The organism is Chryseobacterium sp. c4a (genome assembly GCF_009900745.1).
Lineage (GTDB): Bacteria > Bacteroidota > Bacteroidia > Flavobacteriales > Weeksellaceae > Chryseobacterium.
Genome location: NZ_WXVU01000001.1, coordinates 253,328 through 276,219 on the forward strand (window position 1 = coordinate 253,328; position 22,892 = coordinate 276,219).

A 22,892-nucleotide genomic window follows, 5' to 3' on the forward strand; every position below is an offset into this window, starting at 1 on the left:
ACGTTGTGTAAACTTTTTTAAGGTTCAAGATCGAGCTTTTTATTTTTCATTTTTAACTTAATCACTTTCCCTTCTTTGTCTTTTATCTGTTCAGTTTTTAAAGGAATGAATCCTTCAATCTTTTCAGTGGCATTAAAGAAATTATTTTTATCAACAGCATATTTATAGTTTCCATCAATAATTTTAAAGGTATTGACATCCGCGTGCTCTACTTTTGTAATTTGCCATCCTCCGCTTGTAGGTCTGGAATAATATATATTTTTATGGTCTTTTGCAAACCAGGAGTTTCCTATCTGTTGAAATGAATTCGGATCAATTTCCTGTGAAATAATCCCATTAAAATATTCAACATCTTTTAATTCTCCGTTAAATTCTCTTTGGGCGGTAGTTTTTTCGTATAGAAACCCAAATTGGTTTCGGTAGAACTCATTTTTAATAGGAGTGAGGTGTATGCTGTCTGGTAATTCATATTGTGCGGGATATTTTTCAGATTTTCTATGATCTTGCTGCGAAATGGTTTCTGTAACGGGTTTTGAATATTCAACTTTAGATTTATTCTCAAAACAGGCCACGAAGAAAAATAATAAATACAATTTTAAAATACCTCTGAAATGCATAGAATGTGTTTTGAGGTAAAAGATATAATTTATATTTGGTTTCACCATAACCTCTGTATACCTGCTATTGAACGATTTTATTGTATGGTAGCAATGAAATACAAAGTTACTTTTGTTATAAACAGGACGGTTCCTACTCATATTCTGCATTTAATCATCAGATACAGTTACCCCCTTACCTAAGGGGGTAGAAGGGGTTGCATAAGGGGCTATAGGCAATTATCTAACAGCCTGCAGGCTATACTGAAGGCCATAAAACCACTTATGTAAGTGGTTAAAGCTACTTATATAAGGGTCTAAAGTGACTTTATAAAGTAGCTATAGGGAGTTAGGAAGGGGCTGGAACCCCTTGGTGAAGTTGTAGCAGAGGGGTATGAAAGAGGGTAGAGGTACTTTATTACCCAAAATATGAGATTTTAGATGATTTATTGTATTTCCGCAAAGTCGGGAGACTTTGCGGAGCAGGTTACTGTCTTCTACAATAGTGCAAACTCATGTTTGTAACAGGTATTATTTTAATTGAATTTCAATCTTTTTATCTTCCATAAATAACTTTATCCAATTCGGATCCTCATTATTTCTTGGAATGCATTCAATTAAGCTTTTATTCTTTTTATAATTTTCTATAGCTTTTTTCCCGAACTTGATTTTCATTTCATAAATTTCATTGCCACCATATCCAATCCAAGCTTTTGTTATTATTTGCCTGTTTTTTTCAATATTATTATAAAGCAGAGATTTTGTGTCTTCTGGTAAATGTTTTATACCATCACACCAAAAAGTCTTCGTATAATATTTTATATTTTCATTTTCAATGTTTTGAAAATCTAAAGACCATTCTAAATGACTGCAAAATTCTGAATTAAACATGGGTTCATTAAGATTATAATTAAAAGCACCACACTCTGGACATTCAATATATTCTCCATTCAATTTTTCAAACTCACATTCTGCACATCTGCCATTTCTATTGTTTAAATGTTGAATAATAATTTTTGCTTCATTTTTGTCTAAATTGAATTCGTCAATTAATTTTTTTTCAGCCAATACTTTTAAATCGTTTTGCATCAAAATATAAAGATCAAGCTTTTGTTCTTCAGAAAAGTTTATAGTAATAACTTCATTTTTACATTTGTTGCAATTAGTTTTCATTCTTAATTTGTTTTTTGTTATAGCATCTAAATTTAGATATTAAATTAAGATTATAGAGTATCTATATGTGCAATTTTAAATAGAGAGCATTTGAAAAAAGTTGTTCTTTTTAGAATAGCTTTTATATTTTCCCTTTCCTTTCAATAATAAGATACGCCGCATCCAGCATTTTAAGCAGATGAATATATGGATTTATCATATTTCTTTCTGGTAGCTTGTCATAGATTCCCATCGAGAAATAAACCATTCCGGAAATAAAATAATCAAATTCTTTGATGCTGTATTCTTTGAATGCTTTTTTAAAGACCAGCAGAGGATTTTGGTATTCTTTCTCCGAAAGCAAGCCAAGAGCCAACGGAGAAACCTCTTCCCACTGAGTATTAACCACCAATTTCTTTTCCTTCAGCATAATGAAGTAGCCTGCACGAACAAATGAACGCATCTCCTGATGAAAATGATAAATAACAGACGGATCTTCTTTTATCCAGCTATTTCTCTTAAGAGCATAGCTCATAACGTTGTTTAAAAGTTCTTTGGATGCTGTAAGATTATTTAGCTGAAAAAATGTTTCCATCCGTTGTAAGCCGTAATGCTTTTTCCGGCCTTTCCCAAGCCGGGGTTGAATGTCTGTTCTGATTTTTTTCATGAGTGTGTATTTTTAATAATTTTTTTAAACCATTAAGAGCTTTTTAAGTCATTAAGAATAGTTAAGATCATAGCTGAAGCTATGTATTTATCAGGCTGCTTCATCCATCTTTGATGGATCTTAACTTATCTTATTCTCTTCATTTTTCTTAATGGTTTTATTTTTTTGTTTTATTGTACGATTTTACCGGCCATAAATGAAAAAGTCCTTAACAAGCCGAATGAATATGATAGAATTTGTGTTTTCTAAAAGCCCTAAAGCCGCAATGGATTGTACACCCCATTGTACCGTATCATGATACTTTATGTGGTAAAGCAGGCTTAGAAAAAGATGATTGTAGAAAAGCAGAACAGCATGAAAATAAAAACGGCATGAGACTCTACAATATCTGTACTAGAGGTACTGGTATACCGTGCAACAGATAAGAGAGCCCACGCCTAGGTCGTGAGCTTCATACTTATCATCTTGTTGCTTTAAAATTACCAGTTTTCTAGTACAAGATTCTAAGCAATAGCTTCTATATTTCTTTGAAGTATCGCAAAATTACTCTAATGAGTAATCTTTTCCAAATATAATAATATTTTCAATATACAGGACTATAGTCCTTAGTTTTTTATTTTGTTTTTAGCTCACTTTGTCATTATGCATGATTCTTTAGACGAAATAGAGCGATATATAATTTCAAAAGTGAAAGAAATAAGAGAACAGAGAGGTATTAGTCAAACTTCACTTTCGTTAGCTATTGGTAAGAGTACAAGTTATATTTCAGATATTGAAGCACATTCCAAAACAGCAAAATATAATATTAAAAGCCTCAACTTAATATCAAAAGCTTTGGGATGTTCTCCAAAAGACTTCTGGCCAGAACAGCCAGTTTTGGAAGAGAAATACGAATTTGTAAGAGAAATAGAAATAAAGAAAAGATCCTAGCGATAGCTAGGATTTGTCTTTATTATTCTATTATAAAATAACAGATTACATATTGGAGCTGATGAGCATTTGTCAATATAATGTTACTAGTTGGATTTATTCATTATCTTCAGCTAATCTTTGTCTAGCTTCTTCTAACCATTCTCTGTCAATATTAATTATTGTAAAAGGAGCTTCTGGATTATTTCTTTGGTTAAAAACAAAAATCTTAGAGAAGAACTCCTGCTTTATATCAAGAGCAACTGATTTGTCTAAGTTGAATGACTTCCAATGACTAAATATTCTTTTAGGAATATAGAAGTCGAAGTCTGTTGATTGCCTCCTATCTCGTGGATTGTAAACAGTAAGTCTCCAAACATTCGCACTGTCTCCATTCCAATGAATTTCTGCTTTTAACGTAGAAAATGTTCCGTAATTATTTTGGCTGTTTAGAATGTTTTCTTCTGTCCTTGTTCTTGAAAATAAAAAAATCATATCGCCAGTTTCCAACAATCCAACATAAGAATATCTTAAAACTGTATTTGAAAATGTTACAATATCACCAATAATGTTGTCATCTACCAACAAGTTATAAGCTCTGTTGTACTTTTCAGCGTGTAAGTCACCTTCTCTATCCTTTAAAAAATCATATAGATTTTGAATCTCTTCAGTCTGAAAACTATCAATTAATGGTTGGTCAATTCTATTAAAGTCCCGAATTGTATTTGCACTTAAAAACCAACTAAGTGAAAGCAATGGAATTTTGTTGTTAGATGCGAACTCTACAGCTGGTTTACTAAAGTCATTTACAGAAGCAACGCCTACTTGATATAAAAATCTCGTTCTTGTATCAATCGCATAGGCTGCTCGTCTATTATTTTGCCTTTTAAGAATACTGTCTCTAGTTACAATTTCAAAATCATTCAAATCATTTCTTAAGCCAATTGCATTCCTTACAAATGGCAGATTTGCAATTGACCCATAAGCTTTACATTCAAATAGTAGTTGGGTTGGATAAGCAAATGGCATTTGAATAGGAGGGTTCATTATTATGTCTGCATCATGAGCTGCACCTTTTCCATTTATGAAGAAAAGTCCACCTCTTTCAAATGAAAATAGATTATCAGCTCTGACATTTGTAAATCCGCAATTTTTCAATAATTGTCGAACAATATATTCAAGTAATGCCCCTTTTATATTTCCTGCTTTCATTTTGTTATTGTTTTATAGTTTTTACAAATGTTGAATTTTGTGTTTACCCTCACATTTTGCGAATACAGTGTTATTAACTAGTTGCTCCAATGTATTTTTACATTTTGAAAAATCTTGTGGACAATTTAAAATTGCTTCTCTATATAAATGATGTTCATTTTCAAATAAATTTTCTTTTCTATATAGAGTTGGTTTTAGTTTAAAATTTTCAACATCTGAATGATCTCTGAAAAAAAATATTTGCTTTTAGATATATATAGTGTTAAAGCATCAGTAAATTCGCTTACGTGATCTATTATCATTGGTATTGGTTTTATAATTATATATAATGTTTTCGAGCTTTGCATTCGAGCGGGTTTCGGAGCATAAAGTTTCAACTTATTATATTCATTAGAAGCACAATGCTCCAAGTTTGTATGTCAGCCCTTCTGACGCAAAGTTCGTGTTATCTGCCTGTTTTTCTTTTTGCTTTGTAATCATTTCTAGTTTTTGAAAAATGCCATCTATAAAACTTAAGTGTCCAGAGTTCATAAAATCTTGGTGTTCTACCACTTAAATAACACTTACGAATACAATTATCTAAACTGTCTCCCAATCTAGTCCCTCTCTTAACAACTTTCTTTGCAACTTCAATATCCTCCAATGTGTAAAGAGTAAAGTCTGGAAGTCGTGTTAAGTAAAGAATATTGTCTTCAAGTCCCCAAAGAGGATATCTTATTTTAGGTCTAATATCTTTCAATTTATCCTTTGCATCTTCCGCCTTTTGCCTCCAGTTTCCTCGGCTTTCTTCTGTTTTGTTTTTGAGTAGTATATTACTAATTGCAATCAATTGGTGAATAGTGTCTGATAAGTCAGGAATATAAGCTTCAAGTGTTTTCCTATTTGCTGCTCTTATTTCTGTTGGTCTTGTTGATAGTAATGTCAGTAAGGAAAATATAGCAGCGATTATTGCAGCAGCTAAAGTTGCAGTTCCTTCGTCAATATTTATTTGCAGTATTGTTATCATTAAATGGCTATTAGCTTTCTAATTTGCGTATTGCGTCAATAATGACAATAGATGTTGCGCCAATGCTATTTTGATTTTAGCGATCTATTGTCAATCATTAAAATTAAAATATAAATATACTATTTCCTTATGGGAAACCATAATCCAAACAAAAAAACCTGTTACCGCACGAATCCTTTCGTGTGGTTATAATATTATAAATCAAACATTCTAATGATATAATGTAAAATCGGAAGCCATACTATACAATCGTGCGGTAGCGGGGGCTTACACCAGCGGGTTATTTTAAATAAAAAGCTGTACAAAAATATTATTCCAATCAGCTTTTTGAAAATTTATATTCAAGTTTATATTTGAAACTGCCCATTTTTTTAACTCTTCAATTTCAACTTCTCCCGGGCTTACCTGCCAATTGCAAATTGTATTTCTTAAATATTGTAGTTTTTCATTATTTACAATTAGCCATTCAATTACCTGATTTGTTTCATTATTATTTAATTCAATATCCGCAGTTTTTGCTAAATTTTTAAAATATTCAAAATCCATCATATTATAATCTGGTGAATAAAGAACATCTACTAATAATTTAACATCAGAGAAAATAATATTTTCATTAGTCTCATCAAAAAACTCTTGTTCTAACCAAGGGGCTATATAATGGAATTTTGGTTCTATATTATTGTTTATAAGATTTCCATTTTTTATTATCTTTTGTGGGTGGTAAACCCAATCTCTTTTAAGGTCAAGAGATATGAATAGATTTTTTTCGGATTTTTTTTTCTTACAATTTAGAATTATATCTTTCCAGATTAATAAATCACCATATTTATTGCTTATTTTTGTGTTGTCTTCAAATCCAGGTGGTATTTGGTGAGAGAATCTAAAATCAAAATTTTTAGTTTTATTTAAAAGGTCTTTTATTTTTGTATTACTACAATTTTTTGTTATAAGTTCTTCTATGTATTCTCGTCGTTTTTCATTTTTGAAATTATTTTTGTCATTTAAAATTCGAATCTTCTTTTTCAATGACTCTGTTTCTGATTGAATCTCTTTAATGAATTCTCGCTTATTAGGGAAACCGTGCTTTTTGGAAAACTCATTGTCCGCTAATAACCTTGCTATTTCAGTTAAATTATTTATATCCGAATCTAAAGTCTTTAAACGCTTTTTGAAAGGGAAGAATACTATTTCTGAATTGGTAATCAATAAATTATTATATTCATGAACTACCCATGTTGGAATTATTAATGATTCTTGTGAAGATAGTTCATTAAGGAATTTTGAGAATTCATTAAAAGATTCATTATTTAAACGATAAAGCCAAATTAGAATATTTGTATCAATAAATACAAGGCTATTTTGATCCGGATGAATTATTATTTCAGCTAATTCATGATAATATTTATCTACATTAATGGTTTCTTTAAGGACTTTCATTGGTTATTGGTAGATTTTAATTTAACAAGAAATTTGTTATTATCAAAATATATAAAATTTCCTTGCTAAATTAAGATATTCTTTTGTATTTCTTTACGGAAAACCATAACTCAAATAAAAAACCGCTCCACAAAAGCAGAACGGTTTATATATTAAATTTGTCTTAGCGACTTGCTACTACATCATTCCTTGCATTCCACTACCCATTGGCATAGCTGGTTCAGCGCTCTTTACCTCAGTGATAACACATTCAGTTGTTAAAAGCATTCCAGATATAGAAGCTGCGTTTTCAAGGGTAACTCTTGTTACTTTAATCTTTATAAATTGCTAATATTATTTGATCGAACCCACCTTTTCCCTTAAAACGAAATAGATAGGCATTCAATTTTTGACTCTTCCATTTTATATCGTCTCTTACTGTTTCTTCTTTAGATTTTTCTAAATCTTCATATCCTTCCAGGTATGGTTGCCCAAGGTTTTCAGTTAAATATTTTTTTATTTCGTGGAACTTTTCGTTAAACATTTCATGAGAAGTTTCAATTTTTTCATTTTCATTCCATTCATAAAACTTGAATTTGACTTGCTCATCTTTTGTGAAAAAATAATCTACTTTAAGAATGAAGTTATTTTCGTTTCTTTGAAATGATCTGGGAATTTCAAACTTATATTTTTCAAAAGCTGGATAGATATCTTCTCCAATTCCCCAAAAATACCCAAGGGTGATATCTTTTGATTTTTTATCAATTTCTTTTTTTTTAATTTCACTGAAGCTTTTAAAGGAAAGATCAATTTCATTTTGAACTGGAACGTTATTGAATCTACCAAATGAACAGCTATAAGATATTAGTATAATAAGGACAAAGAGAATTGTGTTTTTCATTATTGCCTATGTTGTTTTGATTTTATATATAGTTTTTTGCACCTATAATTAAAGTTACTTATGATAACCCAATATACAAAACAACTTGATATAAATTTAAAAATAAAAAAACCGTTCCACAAAAGCAGAACGGTTTATATATTAAATTTGTCTTAGCGACTTGCTACTACATCATTCCTGGCATTTCACCATACATTGGCATAGCTGGTTCAGCGCTCTTTACTTCAGTGATAACATATTCTGTTATAAGAAATATTCGCGCTGACTTTTATTCATTTAGTTTAACCAAATGAATCTTTTGCCTTACAATTTGAAATTATGGACAATAGAAAAGTGAATAAAAACTCTCATTTTCTAGTTTTTTAAAGCACAGCATTTTTAAATTCTGAAGTTACTTTCCACAGTCTATATTCTACAGTCCACTTTTCAGGAATATAGAAGGGAATTGCAAAATGTCCATTGTATTCTTTAAAAATGTTCTGGGAACTTAAAACTTTCTTTTTTACCTTTTTGCTTTTATCACAATCAGATTGTTTATTAAGAGAAATTATATCTACCGGGATTTCTTTGGGTAAAACATAATAAGGGAATCTATAAGGAGCAATTGCATATTTCTCTTCTAAGTTTTTAATATTAAAACTAAAATCATTAATTTCTGAGCACTCAGAAACTTCCATTTCCATGGCAAATTTTATTTCCACTTTATAGTCTTTGTCATTCTCAATTTTAGGAAGTTTAAGGTCAACTCTTTTCATTCCTTTGTCAGGCTCTGGATAATTGGGGTTATTTTGACCCGATAAGAATGAAAAATTCAAGACTAAGAAAAATATTAGATAGGGTAGTATTTTTTTCATGGTTAGATTTTTGCGTCTATTATTAATAGTTTCTGATAACACCCAAATATACAAAACATTCATTATAAATCTAAAAACAAAAAAACCGTCCTACAAAGCAGAACGGTTTATATATTAAATTTGTCTTAGCGACTTGCTACTACATCATTCCTGGCATTCCACCACCCATTGGCATAGCTGGTTCAGCGCTCTTTACTTCAGTGATAACACATTCAGTTGTAAGAAGCATTCCAGATACAGAAGCAGCGTTTTCAAGGGCAACTCTTGTTACTTTAGTTGGGTCAATGATTCCTGCTTCAAGCATTTGAACATACTCGTCAGTTTTAGCATTGTATCCGAAGTCTCCTGTTCCTTCTGCTACTTTAGCAACGATTACAGAACCTTCACCACCTGCGTTAGCAACGATTTGTCTTAATGGCTCCTCGATAGCTCTCTTAACGATTTTGATCCCTGTGTTTTCGTCAGCGTTAGCACCAGAAAGTTCGTTTAATGAAGAGATTGCTCTTACTAAAGCAACACCACCACCTGCAACAATACCTTCTTCAACAGCTGCTCTTGTAGCGTGAAGTGCATCATCAACTCTGTCTTTTTTCTCTTTCATTTCTACTTCAGAAGCAGCACCTACGTACAGTACAGCAACACCACCAGCTAACTTAGCTAATCTTTCCTGAAGTTTCTCTCTGTCGTAGTCAGAAGTTGTCGTTTCCATCTGAGCTTTGATCTGAGCTACTCTTCCTTTGATTTTCGCTTCGTCACCACCACCGTTTACAACAGTTGTGTTGTCTTTGTCGATTGTTACTTTCTCAGCAGTTCCAAGCATATCTAAAGAGATGTTTTCCATAGTGAAACCTTGCTCTTCAGAGATCACTTGTCCACCTGTAAGGATAGCGATATCTTCTAACATTGCTTTTCTTCTGTCTCCGAATCCTGGAGCTTTTACAGCAGCAATTTTAAGAGAACCTCTTAATTTGTTTACAACTAAAGTAGCTAAAGCTTCACCTTCAACTTCTTCAGAGATAATTAATAGAGACTTACCACCTTGTGCAATTGGCTCAAGAACTGGAAGTAATTCTTTCATTGAAGAAATTTTCTTCTCTACTAAAAGGATATATGGGTTTTCTAGTTCAGCTAACATTTTCTCAGGGTTAGTCACGAAGTAAGGTGACTGGTACCCTCTGTCGAACTGCATACCTTCTACAACATCTACTGTTGTATCGATACCTTTAGCTTCTTCTACAGTGATTACACCTTCTTTTCCAACTTTTCCGAAAGCTTCAGCGATCAAAGCACCGATCGTTTCGTCATTGTTAGCAGATACAGAAGCAACTTGCTTTACTTTATCTGTAGAATCTCCAACAGCCTGAGACTGAGTTTTAAGGTTTTCAACAACAGCAGTTACCGCTTTGTCAATACCTCTTTTAAGATCCATTGGGTTAGCACCAGCAGCTACGTTCTTAAGACCTTCTCTTACGATAGCTTGTGCTAAAACAGTAGCGGTAGTAGTACCATCTCCTGCGATATCATTAGTTTTGGAAGCAACTTCTTTTACCATTTGCGCTCCCATATTTTCTACTCTGTCTTCAAGTTCGATTTCTTTTGCAACAGACACACCATCCTTAGTTACGTGTGGAGCACCGAAAGATTTTTCGATAACTACATTTCTCCCTTTAGGACCTAAAGTTACTTTCACTGCATTAGCCAATGCATCAACTCCTCTCTTTAGAGCGTCTCTTGATTCAATATCGAATTTTATTTCTTTTGCCATGTTTGTTTAGCTTTTGGCGATTTGCTTTTTGCCTTTAGCTTTTGCAATTCGCGTGTTTAACTTTAATTTTTAATTTCCATTGAGCCTGTTCCACAAAGTAACAAGCTTCTTTTTTAATATTGTTAGCTCTTCTAAAGTATTTTGATATTCATTTTCATGAATATATCCTAAATCTTTAGCAAGAATTAATTGGTTTTCGGCTTCATTAGAAGATCCTAATGCAATATTGATGAAGTTGGCAAATTCTTTATCTGAATTTCTGCCGCTTCCTTCAGAAATATTATAGCCTATTGATGCAAATGACCTTCTGATTTGAGAGGTGAGCCCAAAAATTTCCTCTTTTGGAAAACTTCTGGTTGAAGTATAGATTTTCAAAGTCAATTGATGACTTAGTTGCCAAACTTCAAATTTTTTAAAATCTCTCATATATTAGTTTTGATGTAGAAAGAAGCCATTTGCTAGAAGCCAATAGCCAGAAGCTTACCCAATAACTCCTAATAAATCAGCTTCTCTTACGATCAAATAATCTTTACCTTCCAACTTCAATTCAGAACCTGAATATTTTCCATAAAGAACTTTGTCACCTACCTGAACAGTTGTAGGCTCGTCTTTTTTACCTGGGCCTACTGCCACTACAGTACCTTCTTGCGGCTTTTCCTTTGCAGTATCCGGGATAATGATTCCTGAAGCTGTTTTAGTTTCTGCTGCGATTGGCTCTACCAGAACTCTGTCTGCCAATGGTTTAAAGTTTACTGACATAATATATTTATTTTTTAATTATTTCTGTGTTGTAATTCTCTAAATGTATGCCATGAGACGGTGATGGCTGAAATGGCAGACTTTTATTGAGGAATGTGAAAATTTGGCAGAAAAATTATTTTTTGCGGGCTGGAAATCCAAAGAGATAGCTTGTTGCTACAGGAACAACAAATAAAAGAACAGTGATAATGGAAACCAAAATCTCCATAGTATGGCTGGCTAAAAATTGAGCAAATGCCGTAGTAGGGTAGAAGTGTTCATATAATGATAAACTTAGTTTAACTCCTAAAATAGCAATGACAATAAAAGCTGCCGTTTCCAGAAAAGGAAATACCTGCATAAGACGAACAAACCATTGCGCAATAAATCTCATTGCCAAAATTCCTATAAAAACGCCAATGGTAATCAAAAGTAAATTGTCGGAGAAGGCTACTGCCACAAAAACATTATCTATGGAGAAAGCAAGATCCATCACTTCTACAATCGCCACTGTTGCCCAGAATTGTCCCAGCAGACCGATTGAATTTTTATACAGCCAACTGGATTCTTTGTCCGGATTTTCCTCTGCATTTTCTTCATTGTCTTTATTTTTAATCTTTTTAATAAACCAGTCCAAAGAAATATAAATCAAATACAATCCTCCTAACGGCTTTAGCCACCATACAGAAATCAGTACGGAAGCGAAAATAAGAGCCAGTCCGCGAAATACATAGGCTCCGATAATTCCGTATTTCAGGGCTTTTTTTCTTTGATGTTCGGGCAAATCCATTACGATGGTAGCCAGTACTGCAGCATTGTCTACAGAGAGAAGGCTTTCGATAAGGATAAGATTGCCGATAATGGCTATTGATTTTGCAGGGTTTTGTAATAGATCATTTAAAAGGTGGGTAAAATCAGGAAACATCATTTTTTAAAGGAATAGTATTGTGGTTAAGTTTTGAGATAATAGCGGCAGAAACTGAAATACCGATGAAATTGGTCACCGATCGAGCTTCATTCATAAATCGGTCTATGCTGTATAAAAGGGCAAGATCTGTGGTAGGAATTTTTCCAAACCTACTTAAAGTAAACATCAAGGCAAGGAAGCCCGATCCAGGGACTCCCGAAGCTGTTTTTGAAGCAATGGAAATGGTGATGAAAAGCCAGAAATAATCTGTTATCGTAAGCGGAATATTATAAAACTGAATCAGAAAAATACATGAAATGGAAAGATAAATGCATGCCCCCGCCAGATTAAAATTGTACCCAAGAGGTATCACGAGTCGAAGAATCTTCCGGTCGTAACCCTGTGATTCCATTTTATCAAAGATCATTGGGAATGCCATTTTTGAAGAAGAAGTGGCCACTACAAGAATGATTTCTTCTTTAATGCTGATCAGAAAATCCCAAAGATTGATTTTAAAATATGCGGTGATCACTCCTAATATTCCGAAAATAAAAAACACACTGGTAAGATATACCGTAGCGACAACCTTACTTAGCGGCAATAATGTATTAATTCCGTATACTGAAATTCCGTAAGCGATATTGGAAAAAATAACAATCGGAAGAAATATATAAACATATTTGATAAGCTTGAAAAATAAATTTCTTCCAGAGTCTAAAACTTTAAAGATCACGTTTCTTTTCTTCGAAAGACCAATCAGGATACCCGCCGATATTGATAGGAAAAGAAAAACGAGATAGTTGCTAATGTGTAAAGGATTTGTGGTCTTTGCCAGAAATCTTTCGGGAAGTGCTTTATGTGAAGAAATAATAATTCCCGTATTGGCTCCCGGTTTTAAGAGTAACCCGGAACCAATCCCAAGAACAATACTTATAGAGGTGATGATTAAAAAATAGACAACCATCTGGGTTACAATTTTAAAAACATTTTTGGTGCTGAAAATATAGCTTATCCCATAAGTGACAGCAATAAAAATAACAGGAACAATTAACACTTCAAGAAGCATGAAAAAGTAACTGCTTACTTTTTCCAGATTTTTACTGACCTCCGGAAAATAATAACCGGTTAATGCCCCACAGATGATCGCTGTAAATACATAAAGCGTAAGGTTTCTTAAATAGGAGTCTGTAAATGTTTTTTGCTTAAAAGGTTTCATCATCCACTTTTTATATGATAAGATTGAGAAGTTCAAAGATATAACCTTATATAATACCGAGAATCAAAGCACCTAGTAACATCACAATGGATGATCCTATAGCCCATTTTAAGGTAAATTTCAAATGGTCGGAAAATTCAACACCTGCAAGTGAGACCAACAAATATGTGGAGGGCACTAAAGGACTTAATAAATGAGAAGCTTGTCCCACAAGACTAGCACGTCCCAAAATATCAGGAGGTATATTCAATTGGCTACCTGTAGCTGTAATGACAGGTAATATTCCGAAATAATAAGCATCATTAGTCAGGAAAAAGGTAAGTGGAACACTGAATATAGCAGTGATTATATTCAAATAGCCACCCCAAGTTTTAGGAACAATACTGATAATACTGTTTCCCATAGCATTCATAATTCCGGTTCCATTCAGGATTCCTGTGAAAATTCCTGCTCCGAAGATCATTCCCGCCACCGATAAAGCATTTCCTGCATGCTTTGAAATAATTTTCTGCTGGTCTTTCAGTTTCGGATAATTGATCAGGGAAGCAATACAGAACGCAATCATAAAAGCAATTCCCAAAGGGATAATATCGAGAATCATAACAGTCAATAGAATAATTGTCAGGATCAGGTTGATTATGATAAGTTTCGGTCGTCTTAATGCTGGGTCATCTTCACCGGCAATATCCTGTCCGCTGTATTTAGTGTATTTCCCATGTTTGGCAATTCTTTTTTTCTCCCGCACTCCCAGAATATAGGCAACGAAAAATACCCAAACGAGTCCGATCAGCATAACCGGGATCATAGGGACAAATATTTCAGTATGCCCCAATTTAAGAGAACTCATCACTCTCGCAGTAGGCCCTCCCCATGGTAAGATGTTCATAATACCTCCTGCAAGCATAATGATACAGGTTAAAACCAAAGGATTCATACCCTGTTTTTTATAAAGTGGGAGTAATGCAGCCACTACAATAATGTAAGTGGAAGAGCCATCACCGTCTAAAGAAACTAAAGTGGTGAGAAGAGCAGTTCCGATGGTTGTTTTTACAGGATTATCCCCTACAGCTTTTAATATAGCATTCACAAGAGGTTCAAAAAGCCCGGTGTCAATCATCAGACTGAAATACAGGATGGCAAAAATCAGCATCACCCCCGTAAGTGCTATTTCTTTTACGCCCTCTTTCATCATTTTACCAAGATCTGGCCCGAATCCTGCGACTACGGCAATAAGAACAGGTACTAGAACCAAAGCGGTAAGCGGAGTCATCTTTTTGTTCATGATGAGAATCATAAAGATGAATATCATTAAAAAACCAAGAAATGTAAGCATAGTGTAGTGTAAATAGTATTGAGGTTATTGTTGTTTCTTTTTTCTCCAGTCAAAACTGTTTCTGAAACCTATAAATCCATAATTACTTGTTTTTTGGGTTTCCATCTGATTGATAAAAGCAAGTTCTAAAGCAGAATTTTTTCCCACCTTTATCCCCAAACCTGCTGTAATACGGTTGCTGTCGAAAGGCTCAAGTCTATCAACATTCATCCTGATTTCATTTTTAAGAATACCATAGAGCTTTTCTTTTTCTCCTTTTTTATTGAAAGGAATTCTGACAGAGATCAGATATCGGATCCTGACTTCAAACTCATCAGGATTGCTGAGAAAACGCTCCTCCACTCTAAGGCGGTTGGAGATGGAGGTTCTGCCGATAAAATAATCAGCGGTTACTTGTTGGAACGGTCTTTTTTCATATCTTATCTTTTTAGAATCGTCTGCATTATAAGATTCGAGTACCAAAAACATAAAACCTGCGGCAGGTCTTATATTTTCTGCTACTTCATAATCTACATAAGCATTGACAAGGAAAAGCCTTGTGTCGTAGGCCAGATCGAAGGAACGGTATTGGGTAAGTGCTGTTAAATTACTTTTATCAGTAAGCTTTGCCGACATGAGGTACTGGAACCACATATTGTAATTGTCTTTACTCTGACCATATAAAAGACCATTAAGCAGGCAAAATGATAAAATAAGGGTTAATTGTATGTTAAGTTTCATGTAATATTTGATTAATATTGCGATTTCTCAAATATATTTATTCGAAAGAGCGGAGTTGGATTTTTTCAATCAATGACAGTTTTTCTCAACGAACTGCATTTTGAGACAAAAAGATATTATATTTGATGCGTTTCAAAATAAGGTATGGGCTATGTTTTTAATCATTAATTTTATTATTATATTATTGATTATCAGAATTTTATTTAGTGGTAAGATTCTGAAAAGCCTCATGGAGTACCGTTGGAAATTTTTGTTGAGGTTTCAACATATATTTTTCCTTTTTATCTTCATTTTGATGACTTATTTCACCGAAAACTACTTCCTGGATTCCACTCAGTTGGTGATAAGCATTATTTTGAATACAATTTTCAATGTGGGAATTTACTATCTGGTCTACTATTATCTGGTACCCAGATTCTATTTATCCAATAAGTATCCGGAATTTATTCTTTATGCTTTAATCTGTTTTTTGGTATCCAGTCTTTTCAGAATTCTATGGGAACCGGCTGTTTTTCAGATTGATTTTAGCGAAAAAAGTTATCATGTTGGTTTTCTGTACAACATATACATCTCGCAGGGCGTAATTATTCTTGTGGCTTCTTTTTTGGGAATTACGAAAGACAAATTTTTAATAGAACAGGATGTGATCAACCTTGGTGAAGAAAAAGATCAGCTTTACCTTGATTTACTGAAGTCTAAGCTGAACCCTCATTTTTTACTGAATACTCTTAATAATATATATGCCAACAGCTTTACTCATTCTGAGAAAACCTCGGATTCTATTTTGCAGTTAAGCAAGCTTCTGAAATATATTATTTATGACAGTGGAAAAGAAAAAGTAGCGGTTTCTCAGGAATTTTCTTCATTGAAAGCCCTTGCCGCTTTGTATCAGCTTAAATATAATAATCAGCTTGATATTATTATGGGTATTGAAGATCAGGATGAATTTGACATTGCAGAAATTCCGTCCGCAATATTTCTTACTTTATTTGAAAATGCTTTAAAACATTCAGCAATTGGAGAAGATCCTCATGGTTTTATAAAATTATTCTGTAATATTGAGCGCTCTGAATTGTATTTTGAAATTATAAATTCTGTAGGGAAAGATAGAATTCATGTAGTTGAATCTAATTATCATGGATTGGGCAATGAAGCAATTATTCATATATTGGAAAAATTTTATCCGGATCAGTATGAGTTTTATTCAGGGCCTAAAGAGAATGATCAATATAAAATTGCTTTAACAATTACTATCAATGGCTAATCTGACTATCGTTAATGTAGATGATGAATATCCTGCATTGCAGCTTATAAAACAATATTGCGATCAGCTTGAGGGGGTTGAATTGCTGGCTTCATTTCAGAAACCGGAAGAAGCACTGGCTTTCCTCAAAGCAAATAAAGTGGATCTGGTTGTGTTTGATATCAATATGCCGGGAATCAATGGTGTAGAACTTTTACAGCAGCTTCCCGATCCGCCGTTATGTATTTTCGTTACATTAGAAACAAAATATGCAGTGAAGGCATTTGAATTGGACGTTGTTCATTATCTTATCAAGCCTGTAGATTTTGATACCTTTAAAAAAGCAGTCAATAAAGCAAGAGATTTTGTTCAATTTAAAAGCTCTGCCAACAGTCAGCATCAGGAGGATTATATTATGTTCAAATCCAATTATGTGATGAATAAAGTCTTTCTTAAAGATATTCTTTGGATACAGGGGTTCGGTGAGTATATTGTTTTGATGACCCCTCTGAAAAAATACATGATTTTGGAAAGGATGTCCAATTTTGAGGAGAAATTTCAACATTTTGGATTTATCAGAATTCACAAATCTTATATCGTATTGTCAAAACATATCAACTCTTATAACTCCGGCCATGTTTTTTTGAAGAATGGAGAAGAACTTCCATTGGGGAGAACATATAAAAAGAATTTGAAAGCGTATTTAGGCTAATGAATAAAGCCGGAAAAACTTCCGGCTTTATTGTGATTTGTTATAAGATCTTTTAATTAAGGGCAAGATTGTCCATCAGTAATCCAGATGATACATTGTCCCTTGTAGTTGTATTCACAACAATAGCGTCCTGCAGCTCCGCCATTGATTGATTTCTGAGCGTCTCTGCTTAATGATTTAGCATTTTTCATAGTTAATAATATTTTGATTTGTACATCCCTGAACATTTAAAGTCAATCAGGATTTTGACATTTGGTGTAAAAGAAGTGAATCAAAGATACTATTTTTCCTTTTTGTGTGATATAATTTATTTGCTTTTTTTTGAAATAAATTTTTGATTATCAGTAGATAATGGTGTGTGTGATAAAAATATAAACAGATAAAGCCGGAAGATTCCGGCTTTATTCTTAATAGTTATCAGGTCATCGAACTAAGGACAGTTGTATCCCGGGCCGATCCATAAAATACATTTTCCGTTGTCATCGCGTTCACAGCATACAAGTCTGCCCGCAACTCCACCATTAAAGGTTTTTTGAGCATCTCTGTTTAGTAATTTGGCATTTTTCATAAGTAATATTTTGATTTGTGCGTTCCTGAACATTTATAGTCAATCAGGTTTTTGACATTGGGTATTTGTTGTGATTCAAATATAGAACTTTTTAAGCCAAATTGGGATGCTTTATATAGACTGGATTGAGTTGTTTGTGTTTGATTTTCAGTAGATTATTGAATTGTTTCCATGAGCATTTTTCTTCCGCCCATGTCTATGTCCTGTTTTACAATTTTTCTCGTTATAGGATCAATATAGTAGGTTACTATAGTTGATTTGTTGTTGATGTCATCAGTTGTTTTTACCATCCATACTGGTTTTCCTTTATATTCAGATTTCTGTGTTTCTAGAATGTAAGCTTTCATCATTCCTTTTTTCTCGGATTTTGGATTGTAATCAAAAATGGAAATTTCGGAAGTGTAGTGTTCTTTCAGAGGAAGAAATCTTATGAGCATGACATAACTGCTGCTGTCAAAATAATGGGTGGCCGGGAGATCGATAATATCTTTTTTCTGCGATTTTTTATCAAGATAATATCCTGTAACCTTGTCTTTACCGGATTTGAGCGCCATATCTCTCATAGAGTTGTAAGAAGAATGATATATAGGACTGAAGTCTGACGATTTTACAATGGTAGAATCTGTCCATTTAGCATCCGGAGTTTGTTTCAGCTTAACCATTGTTTTGATGAGGAGTTCTGTCTTATTCAGTTTCTTGAGCTCTGTGGTAATACTTCCGATTTCTATTTTTGTGCCGGCATTTTCAGCATACCAGAGCATTTCAGAAGTTTCATCTTGGATTAATTTTGAATCAATACCTGAATTTTTAGGAGTAAGCAGGTTTTGTGAAAAAAAATGAGTACTGCTTAGTAGTAAAAGGCAAAGAAATGTTCTCATGGTTTTTTTACTAATAAGTAGAGGAATACAGATTAAAAGTTACAACCTTTTGATATTTAATTGTTTTCGGTTTTAAAATTAGTGGTTATAAAAAGAAAAAGTTCACCATGTGGGTGAACTTTTGATTTAAGTTTATTGACAAGTTTGTTTATAATCATCAATGAGCTTTTTATACATTTTAGTATATAGCTCAGTTTTGTAATGCATATTGATTTTTGCGGCTTCTGCACCTTTTTTTCCTTTAACTAAAGCCTTTCTTTCAGCATCAGATTCCTTTTTATTTTCTTTGAAGGTCTTATTGGAAAAATAATCGTTTTTTCTTGCTTCATCTACCTTTTTCAAAAACTCAGGACAATCGGCACCAGCAATTTCGTACGCTTTATAAAACTTTTTATAGAGCGTTTTCATATTAAATAGAGCCAATGGACTTAATGAGCTAAAATCTACAGGTGCAACTGCAACCGTTTCATTGGGTTTACTAAGGTAAATCATGACATACATCAACTGGCAAGTATCTTCGTTTCCGTCAAATCCTGTAGCAAAGTTATTTCCAAAATTTGCTCTGCATGTCATGCTTCTGTAACCATAGAGGTTGATCGGGCCTTTTTCCATTAGAGGAAGCATTAATACTTTCCCTTTTGATTCCATTTCCAAATCATTATTGATTTCCTTTACAACTCGCTTATCCAGTTGAAACGTCTCATTAGTATCCTCGTTGGTATAAATAAGACTTTTAATGTCTGATACCGGAACCAGTTGTATATTTTTATCATCCTTAGATGATTTGAATTTGACTTCTTTTCTGTCTAAATGAGCATTTTTCTCGCTGTTTCCTCCTATAAATTGAAAAGTAGCAACATCCGGAAGCATAAAATCCTGAGCAAATCCTTTTTTGGTACTTCCATCCTCCATAAGAATTTCAATAGGGAGGAAATCTCTTTTGCCCGTGTAAAATTGTAATGATTGGGCACATAGAGTAGGAGCTGTTGCAATAAACAGCAATAATGCAGTAAGTTTTTTCATGGTTATTGTTAAGATTGTATTAGCTTTTTCCTGCCGCCTGCATTGGGTTTACCTTTCCGTTTGAACTTCCTCTTGCGGAGTTCCCTTCTTGTTTTTGTTTAAAGAGTTGGAATTTTGAAGTCTCACCACCAGAACCATTGCTTGTCCATAAATTATTGGTAGTATCAATATCAGCTGTTTCTCTCATTGGGTCTAGCTGAATTGATTTTAACTTCTTGTCAAAATAATAAGTTTTAGAAACTTTTTGTTCGTTCAATCTCCAGATTTGTGCAGAGGATTTATCATATAATTTTGAACCATCTTCAAAGGTGAATTCAAGGATGATAGGCATTACCAATCCGCCTTTGTTTAGGAAGTCTATCTGATAAGCAGTAATGTTTTTGAATTTCTCTTTATCCTTAGCATCTAAAGGAAGAGTAGCATCTACTTTAGAAGTAAATTCTTTAGTGTTTATTTTTTCCTGGCCTCTGTCATATCGGTAATAAAAGTCTTGTGCTTCTTTATCCTGATCAACATAGAATGTAATATTCTTATCTTCCCTGTTTCTGATTTTCGAAAGATCTTCAAAACTGCTTACCAAAGGTTTATCCACCTGATACTTTACTTCAGTAGCTGCTTTTGGATCTGTATCAAGATTTGGGATTGCTACGGTTACTTTATCAATGGCAATATCTACAGGGTCTGTTCCATAGAACCATCCTCTCCAGAACCAGTCAAGGTCTTCGCCGCTGGCATCTTCCATGGTACGGAAAAGATCCGCAGGTTCAGGATGTTTGAAAGCCCATCTTTTAGCATAAGTTTTAAAAGCTTTATCAAAAAGTTCTCTTCCCATAATAGTTTCACGAAGAATATTCAATCCTGTAGCAGGTTTTGAATAAGCATTCGGGCCATATTGAACAATATTTTCCGAGTTACTCATGATTGGCTCAAGTTGATCTTTCGGAAGTTTCATATAATCTACAATTGTCCATGCCGGGCCTCTTTTTGAAGGGAATTTGTTGTCCCACTTTTCTTCCGTAAGATATTCTGTGAAAGTATTTAGCCCTTCATCCATCCATGCCCATTGTCTTTCGTCAGAATTAATGATCATTGGAAAGAAGTTGTGTCCTACTTCATGGATAATTACTCCGATCATTCCGTTTTTAGTTCCTTCAGAATAAGTTCCGTCTTTTTCTGTTCTTCCGAAATTGAAACAGATCATTGGATATTCCATTCCACTGGCAGCTTCTACAGACTGAGCCACTGGGTATGGATAAGGAATGGTAAATTCGGAGTACGTTTTAATGGTATGAGCTACAGCTTTTGTGGAAAACTTTCTGTAAAGTCCGTAAGATTCCTTAGGGTAAAAGCTCATTGCCATTACTTTATTATTGTTTTCAGGAATGGTAACACGCATTCCGTCCCAAACAAATTTTCTTGAAGAAGTCCATGCAAAATCTCTTACATCATTCGCTTCGAAAACCCAGGTTTTTCTTTGTTTTGAATGATTCTTTTCTGCTTTTTTAGCTTCATCTAAGGTGACGATTTCTATAGGTTCAGAAGCATTTTCTGCTTTTCTATATCTCGAAAGCTGATCGGATGTTAATACCTGATCATAATTTTTACATTCTCCCGTTCCTCCTACAATATGATCTGCAGGGACATTCATAGAAACTTTAAAGTTTCCGAAAACCAAAGCAAATTCCCCTCTTCCTGTGAACTGATGGTTTTGCCAGCCCTGGAAATCACTGTATACACACATTCTTGGATACCATTGAGTCATGGTGTACAGATCATTACCATCTTCAGGGAAGTTTTCATAACCACCACGGCCGCCCATCTTCATTCTGTTGGAAATATTGTAGTTCCAGTCTACTTTGAAAACGAATTTTTCTCCCTTTTTCAAAGCTTTTGGAAGATCAATACGCATCATGGTTTTGTTGACAGTATATTTTAGAGGTGTTCCTGAAGCATCCGTTACTTTTTCCAGAATGACTCCATAACCGTTATCCTTTACAGGAAGTTCCGTTACCTTAAGCTGCTGATCTGTTGTAGAAGGACGAAGGATTGATGAAGTATCATATCCCGCATTCCTTATACTTGAATGCTCGTTTTCATCCAACTGAAGCCAGATATAATCCAGTTCATCAGGAGAATTGTTGTAATAGGTAACCGTTTCCGATCCTTTCAGATTTCTTTTATCCTCATCAAGGAAGGCGGTAATGTTGTAATCAGCTCTGTTTTGCCAGTAGGCGTGTCCTGGCGCTCCGGAAGCTGTTCTGTAGATATTGGGTGTTGGTAGAATAGTTCCCAGTTGCTCAAACTTGTTTCCATGATTGCTGCCCGGGTTATTCTGAATATTTTGTGCGGTGAAACCTGTATATGCAAATACAGAAAGTGAAAGTATAACAACTTTTAGTTTCATAACCGAAATGATTTAATAATTATCAAAGATAGTAATAAGCTGTTGAAAAAATGAAAATATTTCACGTTTAGAAAGGAATTCTTTCCAAAGTCATTTTTAAGGATAGTGCAAAGACTCCGGATGAGACAAACAGAATCCAATCTTTCTTATTTACCTTAAAAATAGTAAGCAGAATAAACAATAATATAAGGATAGCACTCACAATGACGATTTGCCCTAATTCTAATCCGATATTAAAGCCTAATAGTGGAACAGCAATGCTTTGGCTTTTAGCAATCATCACTCTGGCTGTATTGGCAAATCCCATTCCATGAACCAATCCAAAGATGAGTGCCAGGTAGTAATTGGCCCGCATTAATGTCTGTTTCTGGTTTTTCATAATGATATTATCCAGGGATGTCAGAACAATAGTGAGAGGAATTAAAAACTCAACCCAATCGGAAGGAACTCTGAAAACATCAAGAATACTTAATGCTAATGTAATCGAATGTCCAATGGTGAATGCGGTGACAAGGATCAGAATTTTTTTCCAATCACTATAAGAATAAACAGCGATCAGAGCCAAAACAAAAAGCTGATGATCTAAAGCATCCAGGGAAATAATGTGTTCCCATCCAAGGTTTAAATAAAATAGAAAATCCTGCATCATAAAGTAAAATATAATGCGTACGA

Annotated in this window: 24 protein-coding genes; 3 read left to right on the top strand and 21 right to left on the bottom strand. The window is 33.8% G+C overall.

The features are described 5' to 3' along the window. Nucleotides 1-17: 17 nt before the first annotated feature. The 3 genes from GTR01_RS01260 to GTR01_RS01270 all read right to left on the bottom strand — a co-directional run bounded on the left by GTR01_RS01260 (nt 18) and on the right by GTR01_RS01270 (nt 2,415). Entirely contained in the window at nt 18-617 is a 600-nt protein-coding gene (locus tag GTR01_RS01260) for a DKNYY domain-containing protein (RefSeq protein WP_160136065.1), read from the bottom strand. Between the two features lie 510 nt (nt 618-1,127). Next, the gene (locus GTR01_RS01265) at nt 1,128-1,769 is read right to left on the bottom strand and encodes a hypothetical protein (protein WP_160136066.1); all 642 of its coding nucleotides are present in this window, start codon (nt 1,767-1,769) and stop codon (nt 1,128-1,130) included. Between the two features lie 121 nt (nt 1,770-1,890). After that, a complete protein-coding gene (locus GTR01_RS01270; RefSeq protein ID WP_160136067.1) occupies nt 1,891-2,415 on the bottom strand; it encodes a hypothetical protein in 525 nt (174 codons plus the stop codon). Nucleotides 2,416-3,057: 642 nt separating this feature from the next. Between GTR01_RS01270 and GTR01_RS01275 the strand changes: the two genes are divergently transcribed. Then, nucleotides 3,058-3,345 (top strand): helix-turn-helix domain-containing protein, encoded by a 288-nt coding sequence (locus GTR01_RS01275; RefSeq protein WP_160136068.1) that lies wholly within the window; start codon nt 3,058-3,060, stop codon nt 3,343-3,345. A 96-nt stretch (nt 3,346-3,441) separates the two neighbouring features. On the opposite strand, the gene GTR01_RS01280 is transcribed toward GTR01_RS01275, so the two are convergent. The 12 genes from GTR01_RS01280 to GTR01_RS01335 form a co-directional block, all read right to left on the bottom strand. Next, nucleotides 3,442-4,536: a hypothetical protein gene (locus GTR01_RS01280; protein WP_160136069.1), complete on the bottom strand. Its 1,095-nt coding sequence runs from the start codon at nt 4,534-4,536 to the stop codon at nt 3,442-3,444. Nucleotides 4,537-4,981: 445 nt separating this feature from the next. After that, nucleotides 4,982-5,542: a hypothetical protein gene (locus GTR01_RS01285; protein WP_160136070.1), complete on the bottom strand. Its 561-nt coding sequence runs from the start codon at nt 5,540-5,542 to the stop codon at nt 4,982-4,984. Nucleotides 5,543-5,827: 285 nt separating this feature from the next. Beyond that, entirely contained in the window at nt 5,828-6,979 is a 1,152-nt protein-coding gene (locus tag GTR01_RS01290; RefSeq protein WP_160136071.1) for a PIN-like domain-containing protein, read from the bottom strand. 310 nt (nt 6,980-7,289) lie between these two features. Next, the gene (locus GTR01_RS01295) at nt 7,290-7,859 is read right to left on the bottom strand and encodes a hypothetical protein (protein ID WP_160136072.1); all 570 of its coding nucleotides are present in this window, start codon (nt 7,857-7,859) and stop codon (nt 7,290-7,292) included. Nucleotides 7,860-8,221: 362 nt separating this feature from the next. Next, on the bottom strand, nt 8,222-8,713 hold the full coding sequence (locus GTR01_RS01300; RefSeq protein ID WP_160136073.1) for an ecotin family protein: 492 nt from the start codon (nt 8,711-8,713) through the stop codon (nt 8,222-8,224). 139 nt (nt 8,714-8,852) lie between these two features. After that, the gene (gene groL / locus GTR01_RS01305) at nt 8,853-10,478 is read right to left on the bottom strand and encodes a chaperonin GroEL (RefSeq protein ID WP_160136074.1); all 1,626 of its coding nucleotides are present in this window, start codon (nt 10,476-10,478) and stop codon (nt 8,853-8,855) included. Between the two features lie 69 nt (nt 10,479-10,547). Further along, complete coding sequence (locus tag GTR01_RS01310; RefSeq protein WP_160136075.1) at nt 10,548-10,904, bottom strand: four helix bundle protein; 357 nt, start codon at nt 10,902-10,904, stop codon at nt 10,548-10,550. A 54-nt stretch (nt 10,905-10,958) separates the two neighbouring features. After that, complete coding sequence (gene groES / locus GTR01_RS01315; protein ID WP_160136076.1) at nt 10,959-11,237, bottom strand: co-chaperone GroES; 279 nt, start codon at nt 11,235-11,237, stop codon at nt 10,959-10,961. Nucleotides 11,238-11,352: 115 nt separating this feature from the next. Further along, nucleotides 11,353-12,144 (bottom strand): TerC family protein, encoded by a 792-nt coding sequence (locus GTR01_RS01320; protein WP_160136077.1) that lies wholly within the window; start codon nt 12,142-12,144, stop codon nt 11,353-11,355. Beyond that, nucleotides 12,131-13,342, bottom strand: coding sequence for a cation:dicarboxylate symporter family transporter (locus GTR01_RS01325; protein ID WP_228452129.1), 1,212 nt, complete (start codon nt 13,340-13,342; stop codon nt 12,131-12,133). Before GTR01_RS01325 ends, GTR01_RS01320 begins: the two co-directional genes overlap by 14 nt. A 43-nt stretch (nt 13,343-13,385) precedes the next feature. After that, nucleotides 13,386-14,672, bottom strand: a complete 1,287-nt coding sequence (locus GTR01_RS01330) for a CitMHS family transporter (RefSeq protein ID WP_160136078.1) — start codon at nt 14,670-14,672, stop codon at nt 13,386-13,388. Between the two features lie 24 nt (nt 14,673-14,696). Beyond that, the gene (locus GTR01_RS01335) at nt 14,697-15,392 is read right to left on the bottom strand and encodes a DUF2490 domain-containing protein (protein WP_160136079.1); all 696 of its coding nucleotides are present in this window, start codon (nt 15,390-15,392) and stop codon (nt 14,697-14,699) included. A gap of 295 nt (nt 15,393-15,687) precedes the next feature. On the opposite strand from GTR01_RS01335, the gene GTR01_RS01340 reads away from it, so the two are divergent. Both GTR01_RS01340 and GTR01_RS01345 read left to right on the top strand, forming a co-directional pair. Then, entirely contained in the window at nt 15,688-16,656 is a 969-nt protein-coding gene (locus GTR01_RS01340) for a sensor histidine kinase (protein WP_228452130.1), read from the top strand. Further along, the gene (locus GTR01_RS01345; protein ID WP_160136080.1) at nt 16,649-17,347 is read left to right on the top strand and encodes a LytR/AlgR family response regulator transcription factor; all 699 of its coding nucleotides are present in this window, start codon (nt 16,649-16,651) and stop codon (nt 17,345-17,347) included. Before GTR01_RS01340 ends, GTR01_RS01345 begins: the two co-directional genes overlap by 8 nt. Before the next feature lie 56 nt (nt 17,348-17,403). Here the strand turns inward: GTR01_RS01345 and GTR01_RS24730 are convergent, their stop codons facing one another. The 6 genes from GTR01_RS24730 to GTR01_RS01365 form a co-directional block, all read right to left on the bottom strand. Beyond that, complete coding sequence (locus GTR01_RS24730) at nt 17,404-17,538, bottom strand: hypothetical protein (RefSeq protein ID WP_262885734.1); 135 nt, start codon at nt 17,536-17,538, stop codon at nt 17,404-17,406. A gap of 239 nt (nt 17,539-17,777) precedes the next feature. Continuing rightward, the gene (locus GTR01_RS24470) at nt 17,778-17,915 is read right to left on the bottom strand and encodes a hypothetical protein (RefSeq protein WP_185155081.1); all 138 of its coding nucleotides are present in this window, start codon (nt 17,913-17,915) and stop codon (nt 17,778-17,780) included. 155 nt (nt 17,916-18,070) lie between these two features. Next, nucleotides 18,071-18,793 (bottom strand): hypothetical protein, encoded by a 723-nt coding sequence (locus tag GTR01_RS01350; RefSeq protein ID WP_160136081.1) that lies wholly within the window; start codon nt 18,791-18,793, stop codon nt 18,071-18,073. Between the two features lie 132 nt (nt 18,794-18,925). Next, entirely contained in the window at nt 18,926-19,816 is an 891-nt protein-coding gene (locus tag GTR01_RS01355; RefSeq protein WP_160136082.1) for a hypothetical protein, read from the bottom strand. Nucleotides 19,817-19,835: 19 nt separating this feature from the next. Continuing rightward, on the bottom strand, nt 19,836-22,220 hold the full coding sequence (locus GTR01_RS01360; RefSeq protein WP_160136083.1) for a M1 family metallopeptidase: 2,385 nt from the start codon (nt 22,218-22,220) through the stop codon (nt 19,836-19,838). A gap of 67 nt (nt 22,221-22,287) precedes the next feature. After that, the gene (locus GTR01_RS01365) at nt 22,288-22,866 is read right to left on the bottom strand and encodes a HupE/UreJ family protein (protein WP_160136635.1); all 579 of its coding nucleotides are present in this window, start codon (nt 22,864-22,866) and stop codon (nt 22,288-22,290) included. Nucleotides 22,867-22,892: the final 26 nt, after the last annotated feature.